The 26,322-nt window shown below is 59.2% G+C and carries 25 protein-coding genes and 4 tRNA genes; 20 read left to right on the top strand and 9 right to left on the bottom strand.

Annotation, left to right across the window (positions count from 1 at the left end):
• Nucleotides 1-7 precede the first annotated feature (7 nt).
• Together J2X71_RS15995 and J2X71_RS16000 are read right to left on the bottom strand one after the other, a co-directional pair.
• Nucleotides 8-1,300, bottom strand: a complete 1,293-nt coding sequence (locus tag J2X71_RS15995) for a dihydroorotase (protein ID WP_113323309.1) — start codon at nt 1,298-1,300, stop codon at nt 8-10.
• On the bottom strand, nt 1,297-2,253 hold the full coding sequence (locus tag J2X71_RS16000) for an aspartate carbamoyltransferase catalytic subunit (protein ID WP_310382984.1): 957 nt from the start codon (nt 2,251-2,253) through the stop codon (nt 1,297-1,299). Before J2X71_RS16000 ends, J2X71_RS15995 begins: the two co-directional genes overlap by 4 nt.
• A 180-nt stretch (nt 2,254-2,433) precedes the next feature.
• On the opposite strand from J2X71_RS16000, the gene J2X71_RS16005 reads away from it, so the two are divergent.
• Together J2X71_RS16005 and J2X71_RS16010 are read left to right on the top strand one after the other, a co-directional pair.
• Entirely contained in the window at nt 2,434-4,092 is a 1,659-nt protein-coding gene (locus tag J2X71_RS16005; RefSeq protein ID WP_310382985.1) for an acyl-CoA dehydrogenase family protein, read from the top strand.
• Nucleotides 4,093-4,242, top strand: a complete 150-nt coding sequence (locus tag J2X71_RS16010; RefSeq protein ID WP_310382986.1) for a hypothetical protein — start codon at nt 4,093-4,095, stop codon at nt 4,240-4,242. It begins immediately after the preceding gene.
• Between the two features lie 373 nt (nt 4,243-4,615).
• On the opposite strand, the gene J2X71_RS16015 is transcribed toward J2X71_RS16010, so the two are convergent.
• Entirely contained in the window at nt 4,616-7,465 is a 2,850-nt protein-coding gene (locus J2X71_RS16015) for an Rne/Rng family ribonuclease (RefSeq protein ID WP_310382987.1), read from the bottom strand.
• 758 nt (nt 7,466-8,223) lie between these two features.
• Between J2X71_RS16015 and J2X71_RS16020 the strand changes: the two genes are divergently transcribed.
• From J2X71_RS16020 to prfB, 3 genes are all read left to right on the top strand, one after another.
• Entirely contained in the window at nt 8,224-9,348 is a 1,125-nt protein-coding gene (locus J2X71_RS16020; protein ID WP_405049718.1) for an N-acetylmuramoyl-L-alanine amidase, read from the top strand.
• A 260-nt stretch (nt 9,349-9,608) separates the two neighbouring features.
• On the top strand, nt 9,609-12,068 hold the full coding sequence (locus tag J2X71_RS16025) for a penicillin-binding protein 1A (RefSeq protein WP_113324891.1): 2,460 nt from the start codon (nt 9,609-9,611) through the stop codon (nt 12,066-12,068).
• 102 nt (nt 12,069-12,170) lie between these two features.
• Nucleotides 12,171-13,302 (top strand): peptide chain release factor 2 gene (gene prfB, locus J2X71_RS16030; protein ID WP_162710085.1). Its coding sequence is split into 2 segments (ribosomal slippage): nt 12,171-12,239 and nt 12,241-13,302, totalling 1,131 coding nucleotides; the frame shifts between segments, so codons are not numbered across the junction.
• A gap of 54 nt (nt 13,303-13,356) precedes the next feature.
• Here prfB and J2X71_RS16035 read toward each other — a convergent pair.
• The 3 genes from J2X71_RS16035 to J2X71_RS16045 are packed head-to-tail and all read right to left on the bottom strand — an operon-like array spanning nt 13,357 to nt 15,714.
• A complete protein-coding gene (locus tag J2X71_RS16035; protein WP_310382989.1) occupies nt 13,357-14,376 on the bottom strand; it encodes a dienelactone hydrolase in 1,020 nt (339 codons plus the stop codon).
• 29 nt (nt 14,377-14,405) lie between these two features.
• Complete coding sequence (locus J2X71_RS16040) at nt 14,406-14,936, bottom strand: hypothetical protein (RefSeq protein ID WP_310383311.1); 531 nt, start codon at nt 14,934-14,936, stop codon at nt 14,406-14,408.
• Nucleotides 14,937-14,940: 4 nt separating this feature from the next.
• Entirely contained in the window at nt 14,941-15,714 is a 774-nt protein-coding gene (locus J2X71_RS16045; RefSeq protein ID WP_113324889.1) for an NAD kinase, read from the bottom strand.
• A gap of 263 nt (nt 15,715-15,977) precedes the next feature.
• Here J2X71_RS16045 and J2X71_RS16050 point away from each other — a divergent pair.
• From J2X71_RS16050 to J2X71_RS16065, 4 genes are all read left to right on the top strand, one after another.
• Nucleotides 15,978-16,053: transfer RNA gene (locus J2X71_RS16050), tRNA-Thr, on the top strand.
• A gap of 107 nt (nt 16,054-16,160) precedes the next feature.
• The gene (locus J2X71_RS16055; RefSeq protein ID WP_310382990.1) at nt 16,161-16,493 is read left to right on the top strand and encodes a hypothetical protein; all 333 of its coding nucleotides are present in this window, start codon (nt 16,161-16,163) and stop codon (nt 16,491-16,493) included.
• A 277-nt stretch (nt 16,494-16,770) separates the two neighbouring features.
• Complete coding sequence (locus J2X71_RS16060; protein ID WP_310382991.1) at nt 16,771-17,277, top strand: DinB family protein; 507 nt, start codon at nt 16,771-16,773, stop codon at nt 17,275-17,277.
• A gap of 11 nt (nt 17,278-17,288) precedes the next feature.
• Entirely contained in the window at nt 17,289-17,885 is a 597-nt protein-coding gene (locus J2X71_RS16065) for a TetR/AcrR family transcriptional regulator (protein WP_405049719.1), read from the top strand.
• Nucleotides 17,886-17,897: 12 nt separating this feature from the next.
• On the opposite strand, the gene J2X71_RS16070 is transcribed toward J2X71_RS16065, so the two are convergent.
• Together J2X71_RS16070 and rlmB are read right to left on the bottom strand one after the other, a co-directional pair.
• Nucleotides 17,898-18,041: a hypothetical protein gene (locus J2X71_RS16070; protein ID WP_310383318.1), complete on the bottom strand. Its 144-nt coding sequence runs from the start codon at nt 18,039-18,041 to the stop codon at nt 17,898-17,900.
• Between the two features lie 391 nt (nt 18,042-18,432).
• Nucleotides 18,433-19,323 (bottom strand): 23S rRNA (guanosine(2251)-2'-O)-methyltransferase RlmB, encoded by an 891-nt coding sequence (gene rlmB, locus J2X71_RS16075; RefSeq protein WP_310382992.1) that lies wholly within the window; start codon nt 19,321-19,323, stop codon nt 18,433-18,435.
• Between the two features lie 204 nt (nt 19,324-19,527).
• Between rlmB and J2X71_RS16080 the strand changes: the two genes are divergently transcribed.
• Nucleotides 19,528-19,612, top strand: a tRNA-Tyr gene (locus tag J2X71_RS16080).
• 25 nt (nt 19,613-19,637) lie between these two features.
• Nucleotides 19,638-19,711 (top strand) — tRNA-Gly (locus J2X71_RS16085).
• 35 nt (nt 19,712-19,746) lie between these two features.
• On the opposite strand, the gene J2X71_RS16090 is transcribed toward J2X71_RS16085, so the two are convergent.
• A complete protein-coding gene (locus J2X71_RS16090) occupies nt 19,747-19,947 on the bottom strand; it encodes a hypothetical protein (RefSeq protein ID WP_310382993.1) in 201 nt (66 codons plus the stop codon).
• A gap of 385 nt (nt 19,948-20,332) precedes the next feature.
• Here J2X71_RS16090 and tuf point away from each other — a divergent pair, with 385 nt between their 5' ends.
• From tuf to rplJ, 9 genes are all read left to right on the top strand, one after another.
• Nucleotides 20,333-21,508, top strand: a complete 1,176-nt coding sequence (gene tuf, locus J2X71_RS16095; protein WP_113323818.1) for an elongation factor Tu — start codon at nt 20,333-20,335, stop codon at nt 21,506-21,508.
• A gap of 202 nt (nt 21,509-21,710) precedes the next feature.
• Nucleotides 21,711-21,845, top strand: coding sequence for a hypothetical protein (locus J2X71_RS16100; protein WP_007817108.1), 135 nt, complete (start codon nt 21,711-21,713; stop codon nt 21,843-21,845).
• Between the two features lie 173 nt (nt 21,846-22,018).
• Entirely contained in the window at nt 22,019-22,912 is an 894-nt protein-coding gene (locus J2X71_RS16105; RefSeq protein ID WP_113325482.1) for an NAD(P)-dependent oxidoreductase, read from the top strand.
• A gap of 214 nt (nt 22,913-23,126) precedes the next feature.
• Nucleotides 23,127-23,202 (top strand) — tRNA-Trp (locus J2X71_RS16110).
• A gap of 193 nt (nt 23,203-23,395) precedes the next feature.
• The gene (gene secE / locus J2X71_RS16115) at nt 23,396-23,596 is read left to right on the top strand and encodes a preprotein translocase subunit SecE (protein WP_007817110.1); all 201 of its coding nucleotides are present in this window, start codon (nt 23,396-23,398) and stop codon (nt 23,594-23,596) included.
• 17 nt (nt 23,597-23,613) lie between these two features.
• Nucleotides 23,614-24,144, top strand: coding sequence for a transcription termination/antitermination protein NusG (gene nusG, locus J2X71_RS16120; RefSeq protein ID WP_007817111.1), 531 nt, complete (start codon nt 23,614-23,616; stop codon nt 24,142-24,144).
• Between the two features lie 179 nt (nt 24,145-24,323).
• Complete coding sequence (gene rplK / locus J2X71_RS16125; protein WP_007817112.1) at nt 24,324-24,755, top strand: 50S ribosomal protein L11; 432 nt, start codon at nt 24,324-24,326, stop codon at nt 24,753-24,755.
• A 4-nt stretch (nt 24,756-24,759) separates the two neighbouring features.
• A complete protein-coding gene (gene rplA / locus J2X71_RS16130) occupies nt 24,760-25,464 on the top strand; it encodes a 50S ribosomal protein L1 (protein ID WP_113325481.1) in 705 nt (234 codons plus the stop codon).
• Nucleotides 25,465-25,794: 330 nt separating this feature from the next.
• A complete protein-coding gene (gene rplJ, locus J2X71_RS16135; RefSeq protein WP_007817115.1) occupies nt 25,795-26,313 on the top strand; it encodes a 50S ribosomal protein L10 in 519 nt (172 codons plus the stop codon).
• The last annotated feature ends 9 nt before the right edge of the window (nt 26,314-26,322 follow it).

Genomic DNA, 26,322 nt, shown 5'->3' on the forward strand with positions numbered 1-26,322 from the left:
GCAGCCCTCAGTCCTGCAATGCGTGAACCAGCGTGCCCCCGACATAGGTCGCAACGGCTCGCCCGCTGAAGCGCGCATCCTCGAACGGTGTGTTCTTCGAGCGGGAGAGAAGCATGTCCTTGGAGACAAGCCAAGGTTCTTCGAGATCGATCAGCGCGATATCGGCCTTGGCGCCGGGCTTCAGCGTGCCGGCATCGAGGCCAAAGATCTGCGCCGGCCGCGTCGACATCGCATCGATCAGCCGCAACAGGCTGACCTGCTCGCTGTGATAAAGCCGTAGCGCTGCCGCGAGCATCGTCTCCAGTCCGACGGCGCCATCTTCGGCCTCGCCGAAGGGCAGGCGCTTGGTATCGACATCCTGCGGGTCATGCGAGGAGACGATGATATCGATCGCGCCTTTTGCCAGCGCATCCACCATTGCAACCCGGTCGTCTTCGGAGCGCAGCGGTGGATAGAGTTTGAAGAAGGTGCGATATTCGCCGATGTCATTCTCGTTCAGCGCCAGATTGTTGATCGAGACACCGCAGGTGACCTTCACGCCACGCGCGCGGGCAAGCTCGATCGCCTCGACCGACTCAGGCACGGAGATCATCGCCGCATGGTAGTTGCCGCGCGTCAGCTGCGCGATGCGCAGGTCACGCTCGAGCGGGATCAGTTCCGCTTCCTTCGGAATGCCGGAGAGGCCGAGCCAGCTTGCAAGCAGGCCTTCATGCATGACGCCATTGGCGCCAAGATATTTGTCGCGCGTGGCGCAGGAAAGGACGGCGCCGAATTCGCGTGCATAGGTCATCACCCGGCGCAGCACCTGTGTATCGGAGATGCTGGAATGCGCGTCGGTGAAAGCGACGGCGCCTGCCTGCATCAGGAGGCCGATTTCAGTCATCTCCTCACCAGCGAGCCCCTTGGTAATGGCTGCTGCCGGGTAGACGTTGATGACGGCCGTATCCCGTGCCGTCTTCTTGACGAACTCGACGAGCGCGATGTCGTCGATGACGGGATGCGTATCCGGCATCATGATGATGGAGGTCACACCGCCCGCTGCCGCGGCCCGGCTTGCCGAAGCGATTGTCTCGCGGTGCTCGCCGCCCGGTTCGCCGATATGGACGCGCGCATCGACGAGGCCCGGCGTCGCGACGAGGCCAGTGCAATCGCGCACGGTAGCACCTTCGGGCGCGCCCTGGTTCTGCGCATCTTCACCGGCCGCGACGATGAGACCATCCTTGACGATGATCGTGCCAACCTCATCAAGATTACGGGAAGGGTCGATGATGCGGACGTTCTTGAGGACGAGATTGCTCATGCGCCCACTCCATCAGTGCGGGGACCCTGGTTCTGGGAAACGAGCAGTACCTCCATGACGGCCATGCGCACTGCGACCCCCATTTCCACCTGTTCGGCGATCACGCTCTGCGGGCCATCGGCGACTTCGGAGGCGATCTCCACGCCGCGGTTCATCGGACCCGGATGCATGACGAGCGCATCCTCCTTCGCCGCCTTCAGCGTTTCCGCGTCGAGGCCGTAGAAGTGGTAATATTCGCGCACCGACGGCACGAAGGCGCCGGACATGCGCTCGCGCTGTAGCCGCAGCATCATCACCACGTCGGCGTCCTTCAGCCCTTCCTTCATCGAATGGAAGACCTCGACGCCCATCTCGGCAATGCCGGCCGGCAGCAGCGTAGCGGGAGCGACGACCCGCACCCGCGCGCCCATGGCGTTCAGAAGAAGAATGTTGGAGCGCGCCACCCGCGAATGTAAGACGTCGCCGCAGATTGCGACGATGATGCGCGACAGCCGGCCCTTGGCACGGCGGATCGTCAGCGCGTCGAGCAGCGCCTGCGTCGGGTGCTCATGCTGGCCGTCGCCGGCATTGACGACGGAGCAGGAGACTTTCTGGGCGAGAAGTGCCGCGGCACCAGCGCTGGAGTGACGGATGATCAAGACGTCAGGCCGCATCGCGTTCAGCGTCATAGCGGTGTCGATCAGCGTCTCGCCCTTCTTCACCGAGGAATTGCCGACCGACATATTCATCACGTCGGCGCCGAGACGCTTGCCGGCAAGTTCGAAGGAGGCTTGCGTCCTTGTCGATGCCTCGAAGAAGAGGTTGATCTGCGTCAGCCCCCGAAGGGTCGACGTCTTCTTCTCTCTCTGTCGGCTGATCTTGACGGCTTCGTCAGCCTTGTCGAGAAGATAGGTAATATCCTGCTCGGTGAGGCCCTTGATGCCAATGAGGTGGCGGTGGGGGAAAAAGACCATGACCCTGCCTCTTATTATCTTCGCGGGGTCTATAAAGAGTGCGGGGGGAAGGGGCAAGCTTGTGCTGTACGCAAATCCCATGTTCCCCATGCATTTTCCGTCGAATCCCGCTAGAGCAGAAATCTGCGAATCACGAACTTCCGGTTTCCTTTTGCCGGGCTCATGAAATAGAAGCGAACTATGACCTCCGCAAACCGGACTGAAGACAAACTCGCCGAACTCAACCAGCCGAGCCTCTGGTCGGGAATCAATGCCTACCGATCCGATCCGCTGATCGTCGATCTGACTGCCACACTGCCGCGCAGCATCCGTGAAGACCTTGAAAACATGGGCCGCTTCGTCACCTCGCCGGAAGCGCAGGAACTGGCGCGCATGGCAAACCAGGGCACGCCGCAGCTGCGCACCCATGGCCCGCGCGGCGAACGTCTTGATATCGTCGAATTCCATCCCGCCTGGCATGCGCTGATGCGCCGTTCGATGGCGTCCGGCCTGCATTCCTCCGTCTGGGATCCGCAGGCCGATACGGAGGCCAAGGATCAGGCCCACCATATTCGCGCAGCCCGCTTCTATCTGACGGCGCAGCTGGAATCCGGCCATCTTTGCCCGTTGACGATGACAAGCGCGTCCGTTGCCGCTCTCTCGGCCTCACCGGCCGTGCAGAAGGACTGGGCACCGAAGATCCTGTCGCGCAAATATGACTCGTCCAATCGTCCGGCCATGCAGAAATCGGCCGTGACGATCGGCATGGGCATGACGGAAAAACAGGGCGGCACCGACGTCCGCGCCAACAAGACCACTGCCGAAAAGGTCAGCGAAGGCATTTACCGGCTGTCCGGCCACAAGTGGTTCATGTCCGCGCCGATGAGCGACGCCTTCATCATGCTGGCACAGACCAAGGACGGCATGGGCTGCTTCCTGGTGCCGCGTCTGCTCGAGGATGGTTCTGCCAATGGCCTGCAGTTCCAGCGCTTGAAGGATAAGATCGGCAACCGCTCCAATGCTTCTTCCGAAGTGGAGTTCACCGATACGTTCGGCTTCCTGCTCGGCGGTCCCGATGCCGGCATCCGCACCATCCTCGATATGGTGACGCTGACGCGGCTCGATTGCGCGCTTGCCTCTTCGGGCATCATGCGCGCATCGCTCGCCGAGGCCGTGCACCACACCCGCGGCCGCAGCGTTTTCGGCAAGATGCTGGTCAACCAGCCGATCATGACGCGCGTGCTCGCCGACATGGCGCTCGATGTGGCAGCCGCCACGGCTCTTTCCTTCCGCCTGGCCGATGCCTTCGACAAGGCGCGCGGCAATGCGGAAGATGCCGCCTATGCCCGCGTCATGACGCCGGTCGCCAAATACTGGTGCTGCAAGATCGCCCCGTCGCTGATCTATGAGGCGATGGAATGCATCGGCGGCAGCGGCTACATCGAAGAACGCCCGATCGCCCGCCACTATCGCGAGGCGCCGGTCAATGCGATCTGGGAAGGTTCGGGCAACGTCATGGCGCTCGATGTGCTGCGTGTGCTGAACCGCGGCAAGGATCTGTTCGAGACGGTATTTGCAGGCTTTGCGCGCGATCTTGGGCCGGCCGGCAAGAAGACGATCGACGTGCTGCGCGCCGCGATCGCGCTCTGCGAACAGGACGAGGGCGCTGCCCGCTTGCTCGTCGAGCAGCTGGCGCTCGTTGCCGGCGCCGCCGAGCTTTACCGGCTCGGGGCAGGGCGCATTGCCGATGCCTTCATCGAGACCCGTCTTGCAGGCGGCTGGCGCTCGACCTACGGCATGCTCGATTCCCGCTTCGATGCGAGCTACATCGTCGATCTGCTCTATCCGCCGGCAGCGTAAATGCTGCCATTTCGCAACGCGCGGCAAGACGATCTCGGTGAGGTCTACGCCATCTCGCTTGCGACTGGTGACAGTGGGCAGGATGCGAGCCATCTGCACCGCGATATCAGGCTGATCGGTCACATTTATTCCACCTCTATCTGGTGCTGAGTCCCGAAGAAGACCGTTCTCGTGTCGGACAAGCATGGCATGAACCGCCTGCCACGCCTTCAGGGGCAGGGCGACTGAATTGCGCTTTCGGATGAGCGGGTGTCGCAGGCTCGCAAGGCGGCCATCAGCGACATTCATCTCGGCGTCAATGCGGGCAAATCAGGGCGGGCTGCGCTTTTGATCCTCGCGCGGCTCTACGCGTCTTGTGCCGCAGCTTGTTTCGTCTTCGGAAACCACCATCTGGTTCGCTGAACACTCTAATCCTGAACTTTTTTCTGGCCGGCTGATACTGGGCTCGGCCACTCTACGGCACAAAAAAATCCGGCCGCGTCGCCGCAGCCGGATCATGTCACTTATCGCCGAAAATCAGCTTTCAGAAGAAGCCGCGGCGCTGCCACCAGCCGGCCTTCTTCGGCTTGCCTTCGCCCTCAGCTTCCGCGCTTTCAGTGCGGGTCGAGGTGACAGTCGGCTCAGAAGACGAGATGTTCGATCCACGGTTGGCACGAACCGGCTTTGCCTCTTCCTGCGCTGGTGTTGCGAGATCCGCAGACGCTTCCATCACTTCCGGCTCAGCCTGGGCCGCGGTCTCAGCGATAGGCGCTTCGATTACGGGCTCCTCGACCGGCGAGGGTGCCGCTGCTGCCTTGCGGCGGCCACGGCCGCGTGCCGGCTTGACCTCTTCGGCAACACTTTCGCCAGCTTCGACAGCAGCCATTGCCGGCTGAGCTTCAACCGTTTCGGCTGCGACGACTTCGATCACTTCCGCTGCGGTTTCGGACGTCTCGTCGGCTCCACTATCGTCGCCCTCGTCACCTTCGGAAGCGGCGTTGACTTCAGCACCTTCTTCACCGCGGTTGCGGCGGCCACCGCGCTTGCCGCGACGGCGGCGCTTGCGGCGCTGCGAATCCTCGCCGTCGGCGTGGGTTTCGGCTGGAGCTTCGCTGGCGTCACTATCGCCCTCGCTGCCGTCGTCCTCGCCCTCATCACTATCGTCAGCCGCGTCAGAGACAGTATCGGCACCAACCTGCTGCTCGGCATTGCCATTGCGGCCGCGACGGCGGCGACGGCGCTTGCGCTTGCGTCCACCTTCGCCTTCAGCCTCTGCGCGAGCAGCCGGGCGTTCGGCAGCAACAGGCTTTTCTTCCAGTTCTTCGTCTTCCTCCTCGTCATGCTCGATGACGATATCGTCGTCATCGTCATCGGGGATGGCTGCGAAATTGAAGAGACTTTCGATCTTGACCGGGTTTTCAACCGGCTCGCCACGATCGATCGCGAAGTGCTGCGCACCAACCGAGCCATCCGCATCGATGATGATCGCCACACCGAAGCGGCTTTCATAATCGACGATCGTCTGACGCTTATGGTTGAGCAGGTAGAGCGCGATATCTGGCGTCGTGCGCACGGTGATGTTGTGCGTGGTGTTCTTGAGCAGATATTCCTCGACGCCGCGCAGCACATGCAGGGCGACGGAGGACTGTGAACGGACATGGCCGGTGCCGCCGCAATGCGAGCAGACCTGCGTCGTCGATTCGAGAACGGAAGCGCGGATGCGCTGGCGCGACATTTCCAGAAGGCCGAAATGCGAGATGCGGCCGACCTGGATGCGGGCGCGGTCGTTCTTCAGGCATTCCTTCAGCTTCTTCTCGACAGCGCGGTTGTTGCGCTTTTCTTCCATGTCGATGAAGTCGATGACGATCAGGCCGGCAAGGTCGCGCAGGCGAAGCTGACGGGCGATTTCTTCCGCCGCTTCGAGGTTCGTCTGAAGGGCCGTGTCCTCGATCGAGTGTTCGCGGGTCGAACGGCCGGAGTTGACGTCGATCGAAACCAGCGCTTCCGTCTGGTTCATGATCAGATAGCCGCCTGACTTCAGCGTTACCTGCGGCTGCAGCATGCGATCGAGCTGCGCTTCGATGCCGGAGCGCGAGAAGATCGGGTGGATATCGCGGTAGGGCTGAACCACCTTGGCGTGGCTCGGCATCAGCATCTTCATGAAGTCTTTTGCTTCACGATAGCCTTCTTCGCCGGCAACGATGATCTCGCTGATATCCTTGTTGTAGAGATCTCGGATAGAGCGCTTGATGAGCGAGCCTTCCTCGTAGACGAGGCAGGGAGCGGTAGAAGCGAGCGTCAGCGTGCGGACGTTCTCCCACAGGCGCATCAGATATTCAAAGTCGCGCTTGACCTCGACCTTGGTGCGGTTCGCACCGGCCGTACGCAGGATCACGCCCATACCCTGCGGCACTTCGAGCATGCGGGCGATTTCCTTCAGCCGCTTGCGGTCCTGGGGGTTGGTGATCTTGCGGGAAATACCGCCGCCGCGCGCCGTGTTCGGCATCAGAACCGAGTAGCGACCTGCGAGCGAAAGATAGGTGGTGAGAGCAGCACCCTTGTTGCCACGCTCTTCCTTGGCGACCTGCACCAGCAGGATCTGGCGGCGCTTGATGACTTCCTGGATGCGGTACTGCTTGCGCGGCTTGCGCTGCACGCGGTCCGGAACCTCTTCCATCGCGTCTTCGGCGCCAACGGATTCGATGATTTCCTCTTCGCCGTGGTCGTCGTCATCGTCGTCATCATCCTGACGGCGCTTGGAAACGTCCTCGGAAATGGAGTCGGTTTCGACCATCGCGGCCATTTCGCCGCCGGTCGAGCCTTCATCGTCGTTGTCCGCGACGGATGCTTCGGCTGCTGCGGTCTCTTCCGCGACAGGCTCGACTACCTTCTTGCGGCTACGGCGTGCGCGCGGCTTCTTTGCCGGCGTTTCCTCGGCAACTGGGGCAGCCTCTGCAGCGATGACTACCTCTTCCGCCGGTGCCGCTTCTACAGCGGGGGCGACATCAGTCTCGACCGGAACGATGCCGATATCCGGCTGGTCCTGTGTCGAAAGATCGACGAGCGGGGCGGTCTCGACATGCTCGACATCCTCGTCGCGGCGATGTTCCTCGGCTTCGGCACGAAGCAGGGCCTGACGATCGGCAAGCGGGATCTGGTAATAGTCGGGATGAATTTCGGCAAAGGCCAGGAAGCCGTGCCGGTTGCCGCCGTAATCGACGAAAGCGGCCTGCAGCGAGGGCTCGACCCTCGTTACTTTTGCAAGATAGATGTTGCCGCGGATCTGCTTCTTGTGCTGCGACTCGAAGTCAAATTCTTCTATGCGGTTCCCGCGAACGACAACGACGCGCGTCTCTTCCTCGTGAGACGCATCGATAAGCATTTTGTCTGCCATGTAAGCTGAGCTCCTCGGCGAGGCCGCGAGAGCGCATTCCCGACTGCTGTTGACACAGAAAGAATGCGGTCCGCCGTGGCCGCGCCGGATAATGAAAGTCGCGATTGGTGCGAGGGAGAAGGCAGCAGCCAGACCGCAGCCGGAACCATTTCGTTCCGGGGCCTGTACACTTCAGATAAAACCTGCTGCGAAACCATCAACAACCAAGCGTGATCGACAATGACGAAGACCCGTTTCGGGTCCGATGAGTTTGCTCCCTGAGAGCGTGGTGGCTGATCCACCAATGAAATCCCAGCATGAAGCCGGAAAATCAGGATCCAGTTCTCGGGTGGAAATGCACTAGACGGCGGACGATTACCGGTTGTAGCGCCAGATCCGGGGGTCGGCTGGCTGCCTCGCGGCGACTCTATCCCGTCAACACTTCTACCCTAACATTCGTTGTATGTTTTCTCTGTCACAATAGCAAGGGAAAAGCCAAATGTGCCATAATATTGATGGATTTCGTATCGCATAAACTTCTCGGGGATAAGCGATCTCGATTCGAGGGTCAGTGCGTGTGCGCTCGCCTCTAGCGGGCGACCGCGGAGGCGATGTAGGGTCCATCGCAGAAATAAATAGGGTGTGGCGGGCTATTGTTTAAGAGGTTTCGGATCGCGGCGGAGTTGTCCGCAGGGCGAAAACTGGGTTTTGCGGCGTGGCTTTTCGCCTTCGCAGCGCTTTGCGCGGTTCCGGGCAGCGCAGCCGGTGCAAAGAATCCCTTGTTGGCTTACGGAGCGCGTATCGTCGGCGACGACGCCAGAACCCGTATCGTCATCGATTTCGACCGTGAGCCTCGTTTTTCCGTCCACTACATCGCCAATCCCGAGCGCATCGTCGTCGACCTGCCGGCAACCGCTTTCGGCTTTCCGGCCAAAGACCTTGAGGCGCGGGGCCTCTTCAAGGACATCCGTTATGGCGCCATGGATGAAGGAAGCGCCCGCATCGTATTGACGGCGGCGCGCCCGGTCCATCTCGCCCTTGCCAAGGTGCAGACGGATGAGAGCGGAAATGGCCACCGGCTCGTGCTCGATGCCGAGATGATCGACAAGCAGAAGTTCGCCGAACTGGTGAAGACCCAGTCCTGGAACGACCAGGCCGATGCGGCTGAGACGACGAGTGCCATTCCCCAGCCGGAAAAGACAGCGCCTGGAGATTTCGTCATTGCTGTCGATGCCGGCCACGGCGGTATCGACACGGGCGCGATCGGCGTCGATACGAAGACCGAGGAAAAGCTGGTGACGCTCGCCTTCGCCAAGGCGCTGGCCGATCGCCTGAACAAGGAGCCGGGCATCAAGGCCTTCCTGACGCGCGACGATGACGAATTCCTGTCACTCTCGCAGCGTGTGCTGATCGCCCGGCAGAACCATGCGGGCCTCTTCATTTCCCTGCATGCCGATACGCTGAAGCAGAAAGATATTCGCGGCGCGACGGTCTACACGATTTCCGACAAGGCCTCGGACAAGCTCGCCGCCGATCTCGCCGAACGCGAAAACCTGTCGGACCAGATCGCCGGCAAGGAAACGGTCGCCGAGCCGCCTGAGGTCGCCGATATCCTTCTCGACCTGACGCGGCGCGAAACGCAGGCCTTCTCGATCTCGCTCGCCGAAAGCGTGCTTGCCTCGTTCAAGGACCAGGTCGGTACAATCAACAATCCGCACCGTCACGCGGGCTTCCGTGTGCTGCAGGCGCCGGACGTTCCGTCCATCTTACTCGAGCTCGGCTTCCTCTCCAATGTCGAGGACGAAAAGCGTCTGCTTGACGATGCCTGGCGGTTGAAGATGGCCGATCTCCTGACCGATGCGGTGAAACGTTACCGCACGAGCCTGATGGCAAACGGTGGCTAGTCTGGGCGTTGCCCGGAAGTGACACTCGCGCCTAAACCGGGACCTCTTGCCGACCGGGAAGGCGAAAGTGGCGGGACGGGCCCTATTTTGCTCACATTCGCGCCGTTACTCCGGTCTATATGTTTCGAACATGTAAGACGGAAATCGGCTTGTGGCGCCAACGCGCATGGAGTAAGCCGCGCAACGTGCAAAGAGACATGATCTGTGCGATTGTGGCGGCTGCGCCGATCTAATGATTAGAAATACCGGTAGCTGAAAATATGGTTAGACTTCTTGGATATTTCTTCGGGATAGCATGCGTCCTGTTCCTGGGCGCTGCGGCTGTTATTGCCGTCTATCTTGCTAATGTCGCGAAGGATCTTCCTGACTATGCGGTGCTGAACAGCTATGCGCCGCCGGTTACCACCCGCGTTCACGCCGGTAACGGTGCGCTCATGGCCGAATACGCCAAGGAAAAGCGCCTCTTCCTGCCGATCCAGGCTATCCCGGACCGCGTGAAGGCTGCTTTCCTTTCGGCCGAAGACAAGAACTTCTACAACCATCCCGGCGTTGATCTGACCGGCCTTGGCCGCGCCATCCTCGTCAACCTTCAGAATTTCGGCTCCGGCCGCCGCCCGGTCGGTGCATCGACGATCACCCAGCAGGTGGCGAAGAATTTTCTTCTGACCTCCGACCAGACGATTGACCGCAAGATCAAGGAAGCGATCCTGTCCTTCCGCATCGAGCAGGCATACAGCAAGGACAAGATCCTCGAGCTTTATCTCAACGAGATCTTTTTCGGCCTGAACTCTTACGGTATCGGCAGTGCCTCGCTCACCTATTTCAACAAGTCGGTCACCGAGCTGACGATCGCCGAATCTGCCTATCTCGCTTCATTGCCGAAGGGTCCGGCCAACTACCATCCCTTCCGCCATCCGGATGCCGCGCTTGAACGCCGCAACTGGGTCATCGACCGCATGGTCGAGAACGGTTATGTGAGCCAGAGCGACGGCGAGGATGCCAAAAAGCAACCACTCGGCGTCACCGCCCGCACCAGCGGGCCGTCCCTTTTTGCTTCCGATTATTTCGCCGAGGCTGTCCGTCGCCAGCTCATCGATCAGTATGGCGAGAAGGCGCTTTATGAAGGGGGCCTTTCAGTGCGCACCTCGCTCGATCCGCAGATGCAGCTCTTTGCGCGTAAGGCGCTGCAGGATGGCCTGACCAATTACGACGAGCGTCGTGGTTTCCACGGACCGGTCAAGCAGATCAGCACGTCTGGCGACTGGGGACCGGCGCTCGCCGAAGTTCCCGCTCTCTCCGACGTGCCGGAATGGCGCCTTGCGGTCGTCCTTGCCGTGTCCAATGAGGCCGTCGATATCGGCCTCCAGCCGCCGAAGGATGGAGGCGGCAAAGTCGCAGGCGAACGCGAACGTGGTTCGATTGCAGCCAAGGATATGCAGTGGGCATTCCGCTCCGCCGCCGGCGACCGCAAGACGACGAAGTCGCCGGTCGGCGCCGTCTCGGCAGGAGATGTCGTTTACGTTGAGCGCCTCGGCGGCGACAATTCGACCTCCTATCGCCTGCGCCAGCCGCCGAAGGTACAGGGTGGTCTCGTTGCCATGGACCCGAAGACCGGTCGCGTTCTCGCCATGGTCGGCGGCTTCTCCTATGCCCAGTCGGAATTCAACCGCGCCACGCAGGCGATGCGCCAGCCAGGTTCCTCTTTCAAGCCCTTCGTTTACGCCGCCGCCATGGACAACGGCTATACGCCGGCCTCGGTCATCATGGATGCGCCGATCGAGATCGTTTCGGGTGGTCAGGTCTGGAAGCCGGAAAACTACGGCGGCGAAGTCAGTGGCCCCTCGACGCTGCGCTCCGGCATCGAGAATTCGCGCAACCTGATGACGGTGCGCCTCGCCAATGACCTCGGCATGAATATCGTTGCCGAATATGCCGAACGCTTCGGCATCTACGACAAGATGCCGCCGCTGCTCGCCATGTCGCTCGGCTCGGGCGAAACGACGGTGCTGCGTATGGTTTCGGCTTACTCGGTCATTGCCAATGGCGGCAAGCAGATCAAGCCGACGCTGGTCGACCGCATCCAGGATCGTTACGGCAAGACGATCTTCAAGCATGAAGAGCGTCTCTGCGAAGGCTGCAATGCCGGCGACTGGCAGAACCAGGAAGAACCCAATATCGTCGACAACCGCGAGCAGGTTCTCGATCCGATGACCTCCTACCAGATCACCTCGATGATGCAGGGCGTCATCCAGCGCGGTACCGCCGCTGGCAAGGTCGATCTCTCCGGCCGTGACGTTGCAGGCAAGACCGGTACGACCAACGATGAAAAGGACGCCTGGTTCGTCGGCTTCACGCCGGATCTGGTTGCAGGCCTTTACCTGGGCTTCGATACGCCGGCTCCGCTTGGCCGCGGCGGCACGGGTGGCGTTCTTTCGGCGCCGATCTTCAATGAATTCATGCAGGCGGCCGTCAAGGACATGCCGGAATCCAAGTTCGTGGTCCCGGCCGGAATGAACATGATCGCGATCAACCGCAAGACCGGCATGGCTGCTGTCGATGGCGAGCCGGGCACCATCATCGAAGCCTTCAAGCCAGGCACCGGCCCGGCTGACAGCTTCTCTGTCATCGGCATGGACGGCACGATGGCGCCGGAAGAAATCCTGCGCACGTCGCCGCAGGCAAACCAGGCGGTTCAGACCAACACGCCCGGCCTGTTCTGATCGAGACCGATTTCCTTTGCGCCCGCCACGGCTCTTTACATCCGTGGCGGGCGTCTCTATGTCACCAGCACTCACAGAATACCGAAGCAAAGAAGCAGGAAAATGCGAGCGGAAATCCAGAACGTAGTCGATGAAACCAAGCAGGCTATCACCCTGCTGAGGAGGCATCTTTGACTGGGACCAGGCGGTAAGACGACTGGACTGGTTGAATAACAAGGCAGAGGACCCCAACCTCTGGAACGATGCGCAGGAAGCTCAGAAGCTAATGCGCGAGCGCCAGCAGCTCGATGACGGCATCAATGGCGTCAAGGCGCTGGAGCAGCAGCTTTCCGACAATGTCGAGCTCATCGATCTCGGGGAAGAAGAAGGCGACGAAAGCATCGTCAAGGAAGCTGAGGCCGCGCTGAAAAGCCTGCAGGCCGAGGCAGCCCGCCGACAGGTCGAAGCTATGCTGTCAGGCGAGGCCGATGGCAACGACACCTATCTGGAAGTCCATTCCGGCGCCGGAGGCACGGAAAGCCAGGACTGGGCGAACATGCTTCTACGCATGTACACTCGCTGGGCCGAGCGTCAGCGCTTCAAGGTCGAGCTTTTGGAAGTGCATGACGGTGAAGAAGCCGGCATCAAGTCCGCAACGCTTCTCGTCAAGGGCCACAACGCCTATGGCTGGCTGAAGACCGAATCGGGCGTGCACCGCCTGGTGCGTATCTCGCCCTACGACAGCAATGCGCGCCGCCACACGTCCTTCTCGTCGATTTGGGTCTATCCCGTCGTTGATGACTCGATCCAGATTGAGATCAACGAAAGCGATTGCCGTATCGACACCTATCGTTCGTCGGGCGCGGGCGGCCAGCACGTCAACACGACAGACTCGGCCGTGCGCATCACCCATATCCCGACAGGCATCGTCGTGCAGTGCCAGCAGGAGCGTTCGCAGCACAAGAATCGCGCCAAGGCCTGGGACATGCTGCGCGCCCGCATGTACGAAGCGGAGTTGAAGAAACGCGAGGACGCCGCCAACGCCGAAGCCGCTTCCAAGACGGATATCGGCTGGGGCCACCAGATCCGCTCCTACGTTCTGCAGCCCTACCAGCTCGTGAAGGACCTGCGCACCGGCGTTGCGAGCACGGCTCCTGATGACGTGCTCGACGGCGACCTGAACGAGTTCATGGAAGCAGCACTTGCTCACCGCATCAGCGGCGCAGCCGATGCTGTCGTTGACGACGTCGACTGAGTGGGCGGAGACAGACCTGAGATAGAAAGCCCCGGAAACGGGGCTTTTTCTTTTTCAGATGTCCACTGGAATGTCTACTCCGTGAAAGAACATACCCGATAGTTCGGCGATCTCCTCGTGGACATCAGCACGTTCCACGCCAGCCGGATCGGTGAAGAGTTGCTCTGCAAAGGAAAACCCCAATGCCGTGCCCTCGGGCAGGAAGACATAATGCCCAAGGCCGCCCTGGAGTATCTTGAAGGTGCTTCGATCAAGCCGCGCATGCAGCCATTTCGAACATTCTTCGACCGGGGCCGTGTTGTCGGCATCGCCGACCAGAATGAAAGCAGGCTTATCGATGGCTTTCAGGCTCTCTTCGCTGAAGCCGCGGATAGATCGACCCGGCGCGCAGACCAGCGCGGCCTTGATCCTGTCGTCGCGATAGGATTGCGACATCCGCGACCATGAATCGCGAAATGCCGTGCTCGTGCGAAGCAGCGACGGAATATGATCGGCGAGGTCAGGAAACTCCCTCGGGCCGCGCAGGCCCCCCGGCTTCAATCTGGATTGTTCGAACTGCGCGAATTGCGCGACCGCGCCGAGAAGCAGCATCACCGTATAGGCTCCTGCTGAAAAGCCGGCGGCGAACGCGCTCCTGGTATCGACATGCCCGGCAAGATCACCCTGCCAGTCTTTTCGGCGATCGAGCACGAGGCTCAGATCGGGCGCACGCTCCCAAAGGCAGGCAAAGCCCTCGGCGCGATAGGCTTCGCCGCCGGTATTGCCGTGGTGGTCGACGCCGAGCGCGATAAATCCACGATTGACCAGGCGGCGGGCGAGCCATTCCAGCCCCGCGGCCGAGCCACCGGTACCATGCGACAGCAGGACCAGCGGGTAGGGCTTCGTCGCCGGCTGAACGGGCGCATCACGGGCGACCGCGGCCCTTCGGAACCAGCTTCGTCCCGGGATTTCGGTTTCGATCGATCCCTCGGCTGCCGGATACCATAGGGACCAGCGGACAGGTCTTGGCCCGGTCTCATCCCAGTCCGGCCGCGTCTCGTCGTGGAGGACGCCTTCGCGAAAGCCGAGTTTCATGCTTAGCCCCGATGAATAGCCTGCGGCGCTCAGTTGGTCGCTTTCTCCACAGTAATGTCCCCAAACTCGTCAATCAGTACCGTCCAGCCATCGGATTCGGCGGCTGGATCGGTCTTCAGATAGACTGTGGCGAAAAGGCCCGGTTCCTTGATGAGGCCGCTCGAATTTTCGGGCCGGATGTCGGTGACATAGGGCTTGAGATCGCTGATTTCCTGCAGTTCGACCGTCGAGATGATGGTGGGGCCAGCGTCTCTCTGCGCGATCTGCTGCAGAAAGACTTTGGAGGTCTTGTCCGGCTGGCGCACAGCGAAAAGCTTGTAATAGCCATGCCGCTGCTCTTGCTTGGCATCCCCCTCACTCACATTTTCGGCGGTGACGCTTTGCGTGATTGTCGGGGCACGCTCGACCGGCAACGAATTACCGTCATCTTCCCAATAGCCGGTGCTGGTCGCGAAGATGATCGAGGCCGGCAGGATATCGTCATGAACGGTCTGCGCCTCTGCGGCGATCGCCCAGCCGGAAACGAGGAGCGCCGTCATAAATGCTTGCCGCATCGCCATCATTTCAATCCTCGAATTGTTCTGCCAGAATCCGGTCCGACCATGAGCGGTCGGGATCGGAAAGGATGCGTGCGGTCATGTCCTCGGACTGGGCGATGCGCACATGCAGTATGGATTTGATCTCCGTGTTGTCGGCGACCGCATTCACGGGCCGCTTCTCGGCTTCCAATATATGGATGTCCACCGTCACCCGGTTGGGAAGCAGCGCTCCGCGCCAGCGCCGAGGCCGGAAAGCGCTGACCGGCGTCATGGCGAGTAGGGGCGCGTCAAGCGGAAGGATCGGGCCGTGGGCCGAAAGATTGTAGGCGGTCGAGCCTGCAGGCGTTGCCACCATCAAGCCATCGCAGATCAATTCCTCCAGCCGCACATGTCCGTCGATTTCCACCCTGAGCTTTGCTGCCTGATAGGATTGCCGGAAAAGATAGACCTCGTTGATTGCGAGCGCCGAGGAATTGCTGCCGTCGGCATTGGATGTCGTCATCTTCAGCGGGTGAAAGGCGTTCTCGACGGCGGTACAGATGCGGTCATGCAGGTCGGTAGTCTTGTAATCGTTCATCAGAAAGCCGACCGAGCCGCAATTCATGCCGTAGACGAGCTTGCCGCTGTTCATGGTACTGTGCAGTGTCTGAAGCATGAAGCCGTCGCCGCCGAGCGCGACGATGACATCGGCCTCGTTTGCGGGCACATCGCCATAAAGGCGAATCAGTTCATCTCGCGCGGCGAGTGCTTCCGTGGTCGGTGAGGCGATAAAAGAAAGCGTCTGAAATGACCGGCCCATGCAATGCCCTTTGTTATGCTGCTCTAGCTAAAGGATAAAGGGCCTATACGACAAGACGTTTTGCGTTGCGGGCGAAGTTCGGATGATCTTATCGCCCTGATAGATCGGGTGGTGATTTCGGTAATGAACACGTCCACATGCCCCCCAGCGGGCTTTTCCAACCATAGCGTCGATCGACAACCCGCTGTGGATAGCTTTACCAAGCTGCCGGAATGGGCAAATTTTCTTTACAAAAGATCAGAATCTGCTACTTCGCAGCCATTGCCCTTGTAGCTCAGTTGGTAGAGCACCTGATTTGTAATCAGGGGGTCGCGGGTTCGAACCCTGCCGGGGGCACCAGTTTTTCCAAGCCATTGCATTACATGAACAGAGACTGAAGGGTCGATTCAGCGGCAATTCAGGAGCGCTCAGCCATTCTCGCTTCATCAGAAACGAGGAAGTGAGCCATGAGGATCTCCAGTTTTCTCCTAGCAGCCGCCCTTTCGGCCGGTACTTTGTTTTCCGCCGTAGCTCCGGCTGCTGCCATCCCTCTCGACCGTCCGGCAGCCTCGCAACAGAGCGATGTGATCCAGGTCCGCGGCGGTGATCGGGATTGGGGCGACCGCGATTGGGGTGATCGCCGTGACTGGCGCGAGCGTCGCGAGTGGCGTGGACGTCGCTACTGGCGTCCGGCCTGGGGCTATGAACGCCGCTGGAGCCCGTGGCGGGAAGAGCGTTGGCGCGAGCGTCATTATTGGCGTCGCCACCACGATGGACCCTATTGGCTCTACCGGAGCTGATAGCTGACCGAGCCACGCATTTTCCGATCCCTCAAGCATGCCGCGATCTTTCAGATTCGCTTCTCACACTTTAGGTCTTCGTATTCAGGCAGGTCGTTATCGCAAAACCGCTGCACAGTTTTGCGCGATATGCTTTTAGCAAAACCCCGTTGCAAGGTTTCGAGCTTGCGACGGGATTTTTGCTTGATCGGTATTTGGTGGATTTGAGAATTTTATTGACTGACCACCAGTCAATAATTTAAAGATCAGTTCATCAATCGCCGCGATGGAGTTCGCCATGTCTGCAAAAACACTCCTGACCTCTCTCTTTCAATATAAGGCCAGCGTTGATGACGAACTTCTGACCGCGCTTGCTGCTTTTCCCGAAAGCGGGCCATCGGAAAACCTCAAGTCCGCTTTTCGTGTTCTCAATCACGCTCAAATCGTCGATCGGATTTTCGCTGCCAACCTGCGGAAGGAGCCGCATGGCTATACGGCGAGTTGGACCGGAGAGCCGCCAGCTTTTGGAGATCTTGCTTCCGCAATCAGGAAAACCGACAGGTGGTATCTGGATTATATGGTGCAGGTGACGCCCGAGGAGCTCGAAGAGACGATCGACTTCACTTTCACCGATGGCGGGCAGGGCCGCATGTCGCGGGAGGAGATGCTGGCCCATGTCATCACCCACAGCGGTTATCACCGTGGGGAGGTCGGTCGTCTTTTGCCCTACATTGAAAACACTGCTATGCGCGACGTATTCGCGGGCTACCTGCACCGGGCGGAGCCTCGGCGTCGCGGGCATTGACGGACTTTCCGATGACATCACGCATGGCCGGCAGGCCAAGAACCAAACCAGCCGAGGAGAGGCGGGACGACCTCATGGTCGCGGCCGAACGCCTCTTTCTCGACAAGGGAGTGGAGCATACGACGATCGAGGAGATCACCCAGGGTGCCGCCGTCTCGAAGGGAGCCTTTTACCTTCATTTCTCTTCGAAGGCGGATGTTATCGAAGCATTGCGGACCCGCTTCGTTCAGAAGCTTCTGAACGGCATCGTGGAAGAAGTGGGTAAACAGGATACCGGCGACTGGAACGGCAAGTTGACGGCCTGGGCAAGAGCCTGTGCCATGGGCTATCTGAACGCCGCGCGCCTGCACAATCTCGTCTTTGCTGCTTCTCCGCCGCCAAGCCGCGAGGGCCTGACGAGCAACATCCTGATCGATAGTCTGCAGCAATTGCTTGCAGCAGGAAGCCGTGAAGGAGCTTGGTCACTGAAGGAGCCGGCGTTCACCGCCATATTCCTGTTCAACGCATTGCACGGCGTCGTAAATCAGAGCGGTATCGGCGACGATGATACCGGGCGAACAAAACTGCTTAGCAATATCGAGGATAGTGTTCTGCGCCTCGCCCGGTGAGGCGGTTTACAGTCACTTCTGTGCAGGTTCGTTCACGCTCGATGCGATCTTCGTACCGCTACCGGTCTGTCCGGCACCGGACGGTGACATCATCGCGATGCTGAGGACCGAAGCAATCATAACGGCAACGACGGCAATCATCAGGCGCATGAACATCTAGATCCCTGTTTGTCTGGCGGGATTAAACGCCCGGCGACGTTGCGGGTTCCGGATCGGCTATTGCACAGATGGAGGTGGATTTGATGGCGTCGTCGACGGTGCCAGGGGATCCGGCTGGCGGATTGGATGAGACCTGTCCACCCACGTGATGCTCAAAATGACCATGACGAGGACCGCAATGAAAAGAACGCCGAAGATCAGCGGTCGAATTGCCATAGTGCGGATTCCCTTTTTGCCGGCGCCCCAAAGATGAATGCATTGCCGATGATAGTGACCGGCAAGCTCTTTCCAAGGCGGAATATGGACCAGGAGAGAGGGTGTTCAACCGCGATGGCGGTTATCATTCCCTCTCTCTGCGACATATCAATATTGATCTACCGACTGTGGCCTATGCCTTCAGGTGCAGTCCCGCTGCATAAAGTGCAATCGCCGCTGCATTCGATACGTTCAGCGATTTGATGGCGCCGGGCATATCGAGCCGGGCGAGCGCGCTGACGGTTTCGCGGGTCTTCTGCCGCAGGCCCTTGCCTTCGGAGCCGAGCACGAGTGCGATTCGACCACCTGAGAACGTGCCTTCCAGTGGCGCCGGTCCTTCCGAATCGAGCCCGATCGTGAAGAAGCCGAGCTTGTGCAATTCGCCGAGCGCGTCCGAGAGATTGGTGATCTGTATATAAGGTATGAGTTCCAGCGCGCCGGAAGCCGATTTGGCAAGCACGCCCGATTCGGTTGGGCTATGTCTCTGCGTGGTGATAACGGCGCCTGCATTGAAGGCGACGGCCGATCGCATGATGGCGCCGACATTGTGCGGATCGGTTACCTGGTCGAGCACGAGAAGCAATGGGCTGTCCTTCAGTGCTTCCAGTCGTCGGACGGGCAGGGGGCGTGTTTCCAGCATCACGCCCTGATGGATCGCTTCGGGGCCGAGCACCTTGTCGATATCCTGCGGAGAGACCATGTCGACGGGAACGCCGATCGTATCAGGATCGATCTCCAATCGCGCAAGCGCGTTCTGTGTCACCGATAGCTTGATGTTCTTGCGCTCAGGATTTTCAAGCGCGGCACGAACGGTATGAAGGCCGTAGAGGAAGACCTGATCGGGGGCGAGCGCCGGCGGTTTCCAGTCGTCTCCGCCACGCTTGCGCTTCTGTGGTGCCGGTGTTGGAATCTCACCGCGTTCGCGCTTGCCGTCGCGATGCGCGCGTCGCAAGGTTGCGTAATGCGTGTCCTTTGCGGACTTGTCGGTTGCGGGCTTGTCGCCGGATTTCTTATCTTTGCTCATGCGGCTTTATAACGATGGCGCCTGTTGCCGCATAGGCCTTCTTTCATACGCCGGCTTTCAACAGGCGATGAAATTTTTCCTGTCTTTTCCATTGTCATCGTGTTGACAGACTGAAATCGTCCGGTCATATACGCGGCGCAGACGACGGGGCGGCAACGCTTCAAAGTCTGACGAACTTGGTCTTCAAGATCCGGACGAAAAACTGGAGAGATGCCCGAGTGGTTAAAGGGGACGGACTGTAAATCCGTTGGCTCAGCCTACGTTGGTTCAAATCCAACTCTCTCCACCATTCGTCATTGGATCGGACCAACCCCGCGGGTATAGCTCAATGGTAGAGCAGCAGCCTTCCAAGCTGAATACGCGGGTTCGATTCCCGCTACCCGCTCCATCTTCCTTGCTGTTCTTGACGAATTGCTCTGGCTTTCAGAACTCGAAGACGAGATTCATGAAATTGCCGATGATCCAGTAGCCGAGCACCCCTATGGCGATGCCGGCGATGAAGACCGAAGACTGGCCCGTGTTCTTTTTGACGCTCGTGCCCGCATCGTCGTCGCGTGGATAGCCGAGTTCACGATGGTCTTCCATGAATGCCGAATAGTGGTTGGTGTAGTTCTCCGATTGCATTGGGTGTTCCTCCGAATATTAGAGGGATATCATGGAAGTTTTCCTGTTCGGTGAAATCAATTAGTAAAATGTAAGATAATCTTGTCGGCAGGCGTCGCGCCGATGAGATCGCGCGGCACCCGGGTCACGACTGCAGAAATTGCAGTCGCTGCTGGCATCAACAAGGCCAGAAGCGGGCTTTCTCTCGATTTTACCTTAGATTTCAGGTGTTTTGGGGCAGGTGCCGACGAATCGTCTTGCGGGTTGCGAATTATCTCCCATATGCGCTGACACGCCAAGAATGGCGTCTGCAATTAAGTCTTGCGCAATTTCGCCGAAAGCCTTAAACGGCGGCACTAAACCGGTTCGCCGGGGTCACCCATTTACGTCCACAGGAAGCATTCAAATGGCAAAGAGTAAGTTTGAGCGCAACAAGCCGCACGTCAACATTGGCACGATCGGCCACGTTGACCACGGCAAGACGTCTCTGACGGCAGCGATCACGAAGTATTTCGGTGAATTCAAGGCGTATGACCAGATCGACGCTGCCCCGGAAGAAAAGGCACGCGGCATCACCATTTCGACGGCTCACGTCGAATACGAGACGCCGGCCCGCCACTACGCGCACGTCGACTGCCCCGGCCACGCTGACTATGTCAAGAACATGATCACCGGTGCTGCGCAGATGGACGGCGCGATCCTGGTCTGCTCTGCTGCTGACGGCCCGATGCCGCAGACGCGCGAGCACATCCTGCTCGCCCGCCAGGTTGGCGTTCCGGCAATCGTCGTGTTCCTCAACAAGGTCGACCAGGTTGACGACGCCGAGCTTCTCGAGCTCGTCGAGCTTGAAGTGCGCGAACTTCTGTCGTCCTACGACTTCCCGGGCGACGACATTCCGGTCGTCAAGGGTTCGGCGCTTGCTGCTCTTGAAGATTCTGACAAGAAGATCGGTGAAGACGCGATCCGCGAGCTGATGGCTGCAGTTGACGCCTACATCCCGACGCCTGAGCGTCCGATCGACCAGCCGTTCCTGATGCCGATCGAAGACGTGTTCTCGATCTCCGGCCGTGGTACGGTTGTGACCGGCCGCGTCGAGCGCGGTATCGTCAAGGTTGGCGAAGAAGTCGAAATCGTCGGCATTCGTCCGACCTCGAAGACGACGGTTACCGGCGTTGAAATGTTCCGCAAGCTGCTCGACCAGGGCCAGGCTGGCGACAACATCGGCGCTCTGGTTCGCGGTGTGAACCGTGACGGCGTCGAGCGTGGCCAGATCCTGTGCAAGCCGGGCTCTGTCAAGCCGCACAAGAAGTTCAAGGCAGAAGCCTACATCCTGACGAAGGAAGAAGGCGGCCGTCATACGCCGTTCTTCACGAACTACCGTCCGCAGTTCTACTTCCGCACGACGGACGTGACTGGCATCGTGACGCTTCCGGAAGGCACGGAAATGGTTATGCCTGGCGACAACGTGACCGTTGACGTCGAGCTGATCGTTCCGATCGCGATGGAAGAAAAGCTTCGCTTCGCTATCCGCGAAGGCGGCCGCACCGTCGGTGCAGGCATCGTTGCTTCGATCATCGAGTAATCGGAATTATCCCCGATTTTAGGAAAAACCCCGCTGGAGACGGCGGGGTTTTTCGTTTTCCGGCATCCTCATGCGTTCCTGAGATGTTGTAAAAATATCGTTAAGATGCCCCATAACAGTATTTTGTTCATCTAGCGTTCAGAAAGCGTTTTGCGTTCCGGCATTTTTAGTCCAGACTCCTCATTATAGAGAGGAGAGTAGGATGATTCACAAAGCTACATTCGTTGCGACGATTTTCGCGATGTATGTTTTCACGATGTTTTTCATCGCTGCAATTCCGCAGGAAGTTGTTCAGGCAGCTGGCGTGCAGATAGACGAAGTAAGCGTCGTTAAATGATAGCATGACTGGATCGCCGGATATTCCGGCGGGCCGTAAAAGTAACAGCGCAGGTGCTTCCGGGAGGAAGCTCCTGGCCGAGGTGGGTTTGAACCTGCCCGTGAGACGCTCGCTTGCTCTTCGCGCGGAAGAGTTTATCTATGCCTCCGATTTCATGACGCGGAGGATTTTCCATGAAAAAGCGCATTCTCTTCACCGGCGGTTCGGGCAAGGCGGGACGCCATACCGTGCCGTGGCTCATCAATGCTGGCTATGATGTGCACAATGTCGATCTCGTGCCGCTCGAAAGCCCTGAAGTCACCAATCTCATCGCCGACATCACCGACAGCGGCCAGATGTTCAACGTGCTTTCCATGCACCGGGACTTTCCGGATCTGGAAGCGGGCAAGGGCGTACAGCCTTTCGACGCAGTTGTGCATTTTGCGGCGGTGCCGCGTATCCTGATCAAGCCGGACAACGAGACCTTCCGCATCAACACGATGGGCACCTATAATGTCATCGAGGCGGCAGTGAAGCTCGGTATCCGGAAGATCATCGTCGCGTCGAGTGAGACCACCTATGGCGTCTGTTTCGCCGAAGGCCATCGCGACTTCCACCAGTTCCCGCTGGATGAGGACTATGATGTCAATCCGATGGATTCCTACGGCCTTTCCAAGGTCCTGAACGAGAAGACGGCGCGCGCTTTTGCCGAGCGCTCAGGCTTCGATATTTACGCGCTGCGCATCGGCAACGTCATCGAGCCGCATGAATACGAGAAATTTCCGACCTATTTCGCCAATCCGGAAATGCGCAAGCGCATCGCCTGGAGTTATATCGACGCGCGCGATCTCGGCCAGATCGTCCATCGCTGCATTGAGAAGGACGGATTGGGCTTCCAGGTCTTCAACGCCGCCAATGATAGCGTCTCGGCCAACACCCCGTCGAGAGAGCTCGCCAAACGATTCTTCCCGAATGTGCCCTTCACCCGTGAGATCGGCGAATATGAGGGCCTGCTTTCCAACCGGAAGATTCGCGAGGTGCTCGGCTTCAAGGAAGAGCACGACTGGCGCAAATACGTAAAAGTCTGAGATTCCGGTCAGAAAACTCTTGCGGTCGGGCGCATTCAATTTCGCGTCCGGCCGCCAGATACGTTGCTGTCGGCCACTTCTTCCGGTCGCCTGCGGAGAATGGTTCTGAAAATCAAAAATCGCTCTTGCATATCCCGAGCCGCCGTTTTAAAGGGAGCGCCATGCTTTCACCGGCTGATGATCGCAAGGTCAACAGGCTGAATGCAAAGCGTAAAGGGGTATAGCTCAGTTGGTAGAGCGGCGGTCTCCAAAACCGCAGGTCGTAAGTTCGAGCCTTACTGCCCCTGCCATTTTTCCTTGAACGGACAGCGCGGACGTGAACGCAGCGTTCCGGCGAGGATTGAGCATATGGCGACAAATTTCGTTAAACATCGGTTTCCCTCTTGTGTATTCGGAAATCGATGTTTATTTAGGGTTCAACAGACACGCGGTGCGTGGGGCTGATAGTTTCAGCTTTACGCGCCGTAATTGCGTGGGCAGTCGATGGCATCCAAATCCAATCCATTCGCGTTTCTGCAGCAGGTCCGCACGGAGACGTCTAAAGTTACTTGGCCGTCGCGCCGCGAGACAATGATCTCGACGGTCATGGTGCTGTTTATGGTTGTTTTTGCTGCGCTGTTTTTCTTTGCCGCCGACCAGCTCATTGGCTGGGCGCTGAGCTTTGTGCTCAATACCGGCAACTGATACGAGTGGAGATGAAAATGGCGGCACGTTGGTACATCGTCCACGCATATTCTAATTTTGAAAAGAAGGTGGCTGAGGACATCGAGAACAAGGCTCGCCAGAAGGGGCTTGAGCACCTGTTCGAGAAGATCCTCGTGCCGACCGAAAAGGTGGTGGAAGTGCGCCGCGGCCGCAAGGTCGATTCCGAGCGCAAGTTCTTCCCGGGCTATGTCATGGTTCGTGCGAACCTGACGGATGAGGCCTATCACCTGATCAAGAATACGCCGAAGGTCACGGGCTTCCTTGGCTCGGACAATAAGCCCGTTCCGATTCCGGATTCTGAGGCTGAGCGCATCCTCGGTCAGGTTCAGGAAGGTGTCGAGCGGCCGAAGGCTTCCGTTACCTTTGAAATCGGCGAACAGGTTCGCGTTTCCGATGGTCCGTTCGCTTCGTTCAACGGCACGGTTCAGGATGTGGACGAAGAGCGTTCGCGCCTGAAAGTGGAAGTGTCGATCTTTGGTCGCGCTACGCCGGTCGAGCTGGAATACGCTCAGGTCGAGAAGGTCTGATTTTCGAGATCGAGGTTCGGTCACTTGTGACCGTTCTTCGGGCGGCGAAAGCCGCATCGCGTGGAAGGTGAGGGGTCTTAAGCCAGGTCCTAACGATCCGCACCACGCAACCGCAGCCGCCGGAGTGATCCGGCATCAAGGGCCGGGAAACCGGTCATCAGTGAAAGGCAGAGAGATATATGGCTAAGAAAGTTGCAGGCCAGCTCAAGCTGCAGGTCAAGGCAGGATCGGCAAACCCGTCCCCGCCGATCGGCCCGGCGCTTGGTCAGCGTGGCATTAACATCATGGAATTCTGCAAGTCGTTCAACGCGGCTACGCAGGAAATGGAAAAGGGTATGCCGATCCCGGTCGTCATCACCTATTACCAGGACAAGTCCTTCACCTTCGCCATGAAGCAGCCTCCGGTCAGCTACTGGCTGAAGAAGGAAGCGAAGATCCAGTCCGGTTCCAAGACCCCGGGCAAGGGCGCAAAGGCCGGTACCCTCACCAAGGCTCAGATCAAGACGATCGCCGAAGCCAAGATGAAGGATCTGAACGCAGCGGATATCGAAGGTGCAATGGCGATGATCGAGGGCTCTGCCCGCGCCATGGGCCTGGAAGTGGTGGGTTAAGACCATGGCAGGCAAGCGCACTCAGAAGATCAACGAAGGTGTTGATCCGACCAAGCTCTACGCTCTGACGACGGCCATCGGCATGGTCAAGGAACGTGCTGTCGCAAAGTTCGATGAAACCATCGAAGTTTCGATGAACCTCGGCGTCGACCCGCGTCACGCAGACCAGATGGTCCGCGGCGTCGTCAACCTGCCGAACGGCACCGGCCGTACGGTTCGCGTTGCTGTTTTCGCTCGTGGCGTCAAGGCTGATGAAGCCAAGGCTGCCGGCGCAGATATCGTTGGCGCGGAAGAGCTCGTTGAAATCGTTCAGGGCGGCAAGATCGACTTCGATCGCTGCATCGCCACCCCGGATATGATGCCGCTCGTCGGCCGCCTCGGTAAGGTTCTCGGCCCGCGTGGCATGATGCCGAACCCGAAGGTCGGCACGGTTACGATGGATGTCGCTGGTGCCGTCAAGGCTTCCAAGGGCGGCGCTGTCGAGTTCCGCGTCGAGAAGGCTGGTATCGTTCACGCCGGCATCGGCAAGGCATCCTTCGATGCCAAGGCTCTGGAAGAAAACATCCGTGCCTTCGCTGACGCCGTCATCAAGGCAAAGCCGGCTGGCGCTAAGGGCAACTACGTCAAGCGCGTAGCTCTCTCCTCGACCATGGGTCCGGGCGTCAAGATCGAAGTCGGCTCGGTCACCGCAGCGGTTACTGCTGCTTAAGTTTCATCGGGCTTCGGCCCGATTGTAAAGAATTCCGGCCTCGCAAGAGGCCGGAATATTCCGGAGAAATCCGGAATCCTGTCCGAGATTGCAGGTGGTTTTCCCTTAATCACTGTTGCCTGCATGAGACGGGTAAGACCCGAATTGCATGAAGTTCTGCTTCTAGGAAATCGGTTCGAGCCTTGGATGCCTTGTGCCTCCTTTGCCTTAATTGGCGCGGAGCGCGAGGGGACAGGATCCTCAAGCGTCGCTTGGGATCGCTTCTGATCCCAGGAGGCAAAGGCAACCCGGTGGGTCCGTTCAAGCGGTCCCATCAACTGGAGATAGGCAGTGGAAAGAGCGGAAAAACGCGAATTCGTCACGGAACTGAACGATGTCTTCAAGGCATCCGGCTCGGTTGTCGTGGCCCACTATGCTGGTGCTACAGTCGCACAGATGAACGATTTTCGTTCGAAGATGCGCGCTGCTGGCGGCACCATCAAAGTCGCGAAGAACCGCCTGGCCAAAATTGCCCTTCAGGGTACGGAAGCGGAAGGGATCGCCGATCTCTTCAAAGGTCAGACCCTCATTGCTTACAGCAATGATCCGATCACCGCTCCGAAGGTCGTCATGGATTTCGCCAAGACCAACGACAAGATCGTTGTCCTCGGCGGCGCCATGGGAACAACCACGCTCAATGCTGAAGCTGTCAAGTCGCTTGCGACCCTGCCTTCGCTCGATGAGCTGCGTGCGAAGCTGCTGGGCATGATCCAGACGCCGGCTACCCGCATCGCTGGGGTTGTTGCAGCACCGGCAAGCCAGCTTGCCCGCGTGTTTGCGGCCTACGCCAAGAAGGACGAAGCCGCTTAAGGCGGTTTT

It is taken from the genome of Rhizobium sp. 1399, assembly GCF_031455475.1.
In the GTDB taxonomy this organism is placed as follows: Bacteria; Pseudomonadota; Alphaproteobacteria; order Rhizobiales; family Rhizobiaceae; genus Rhizobium.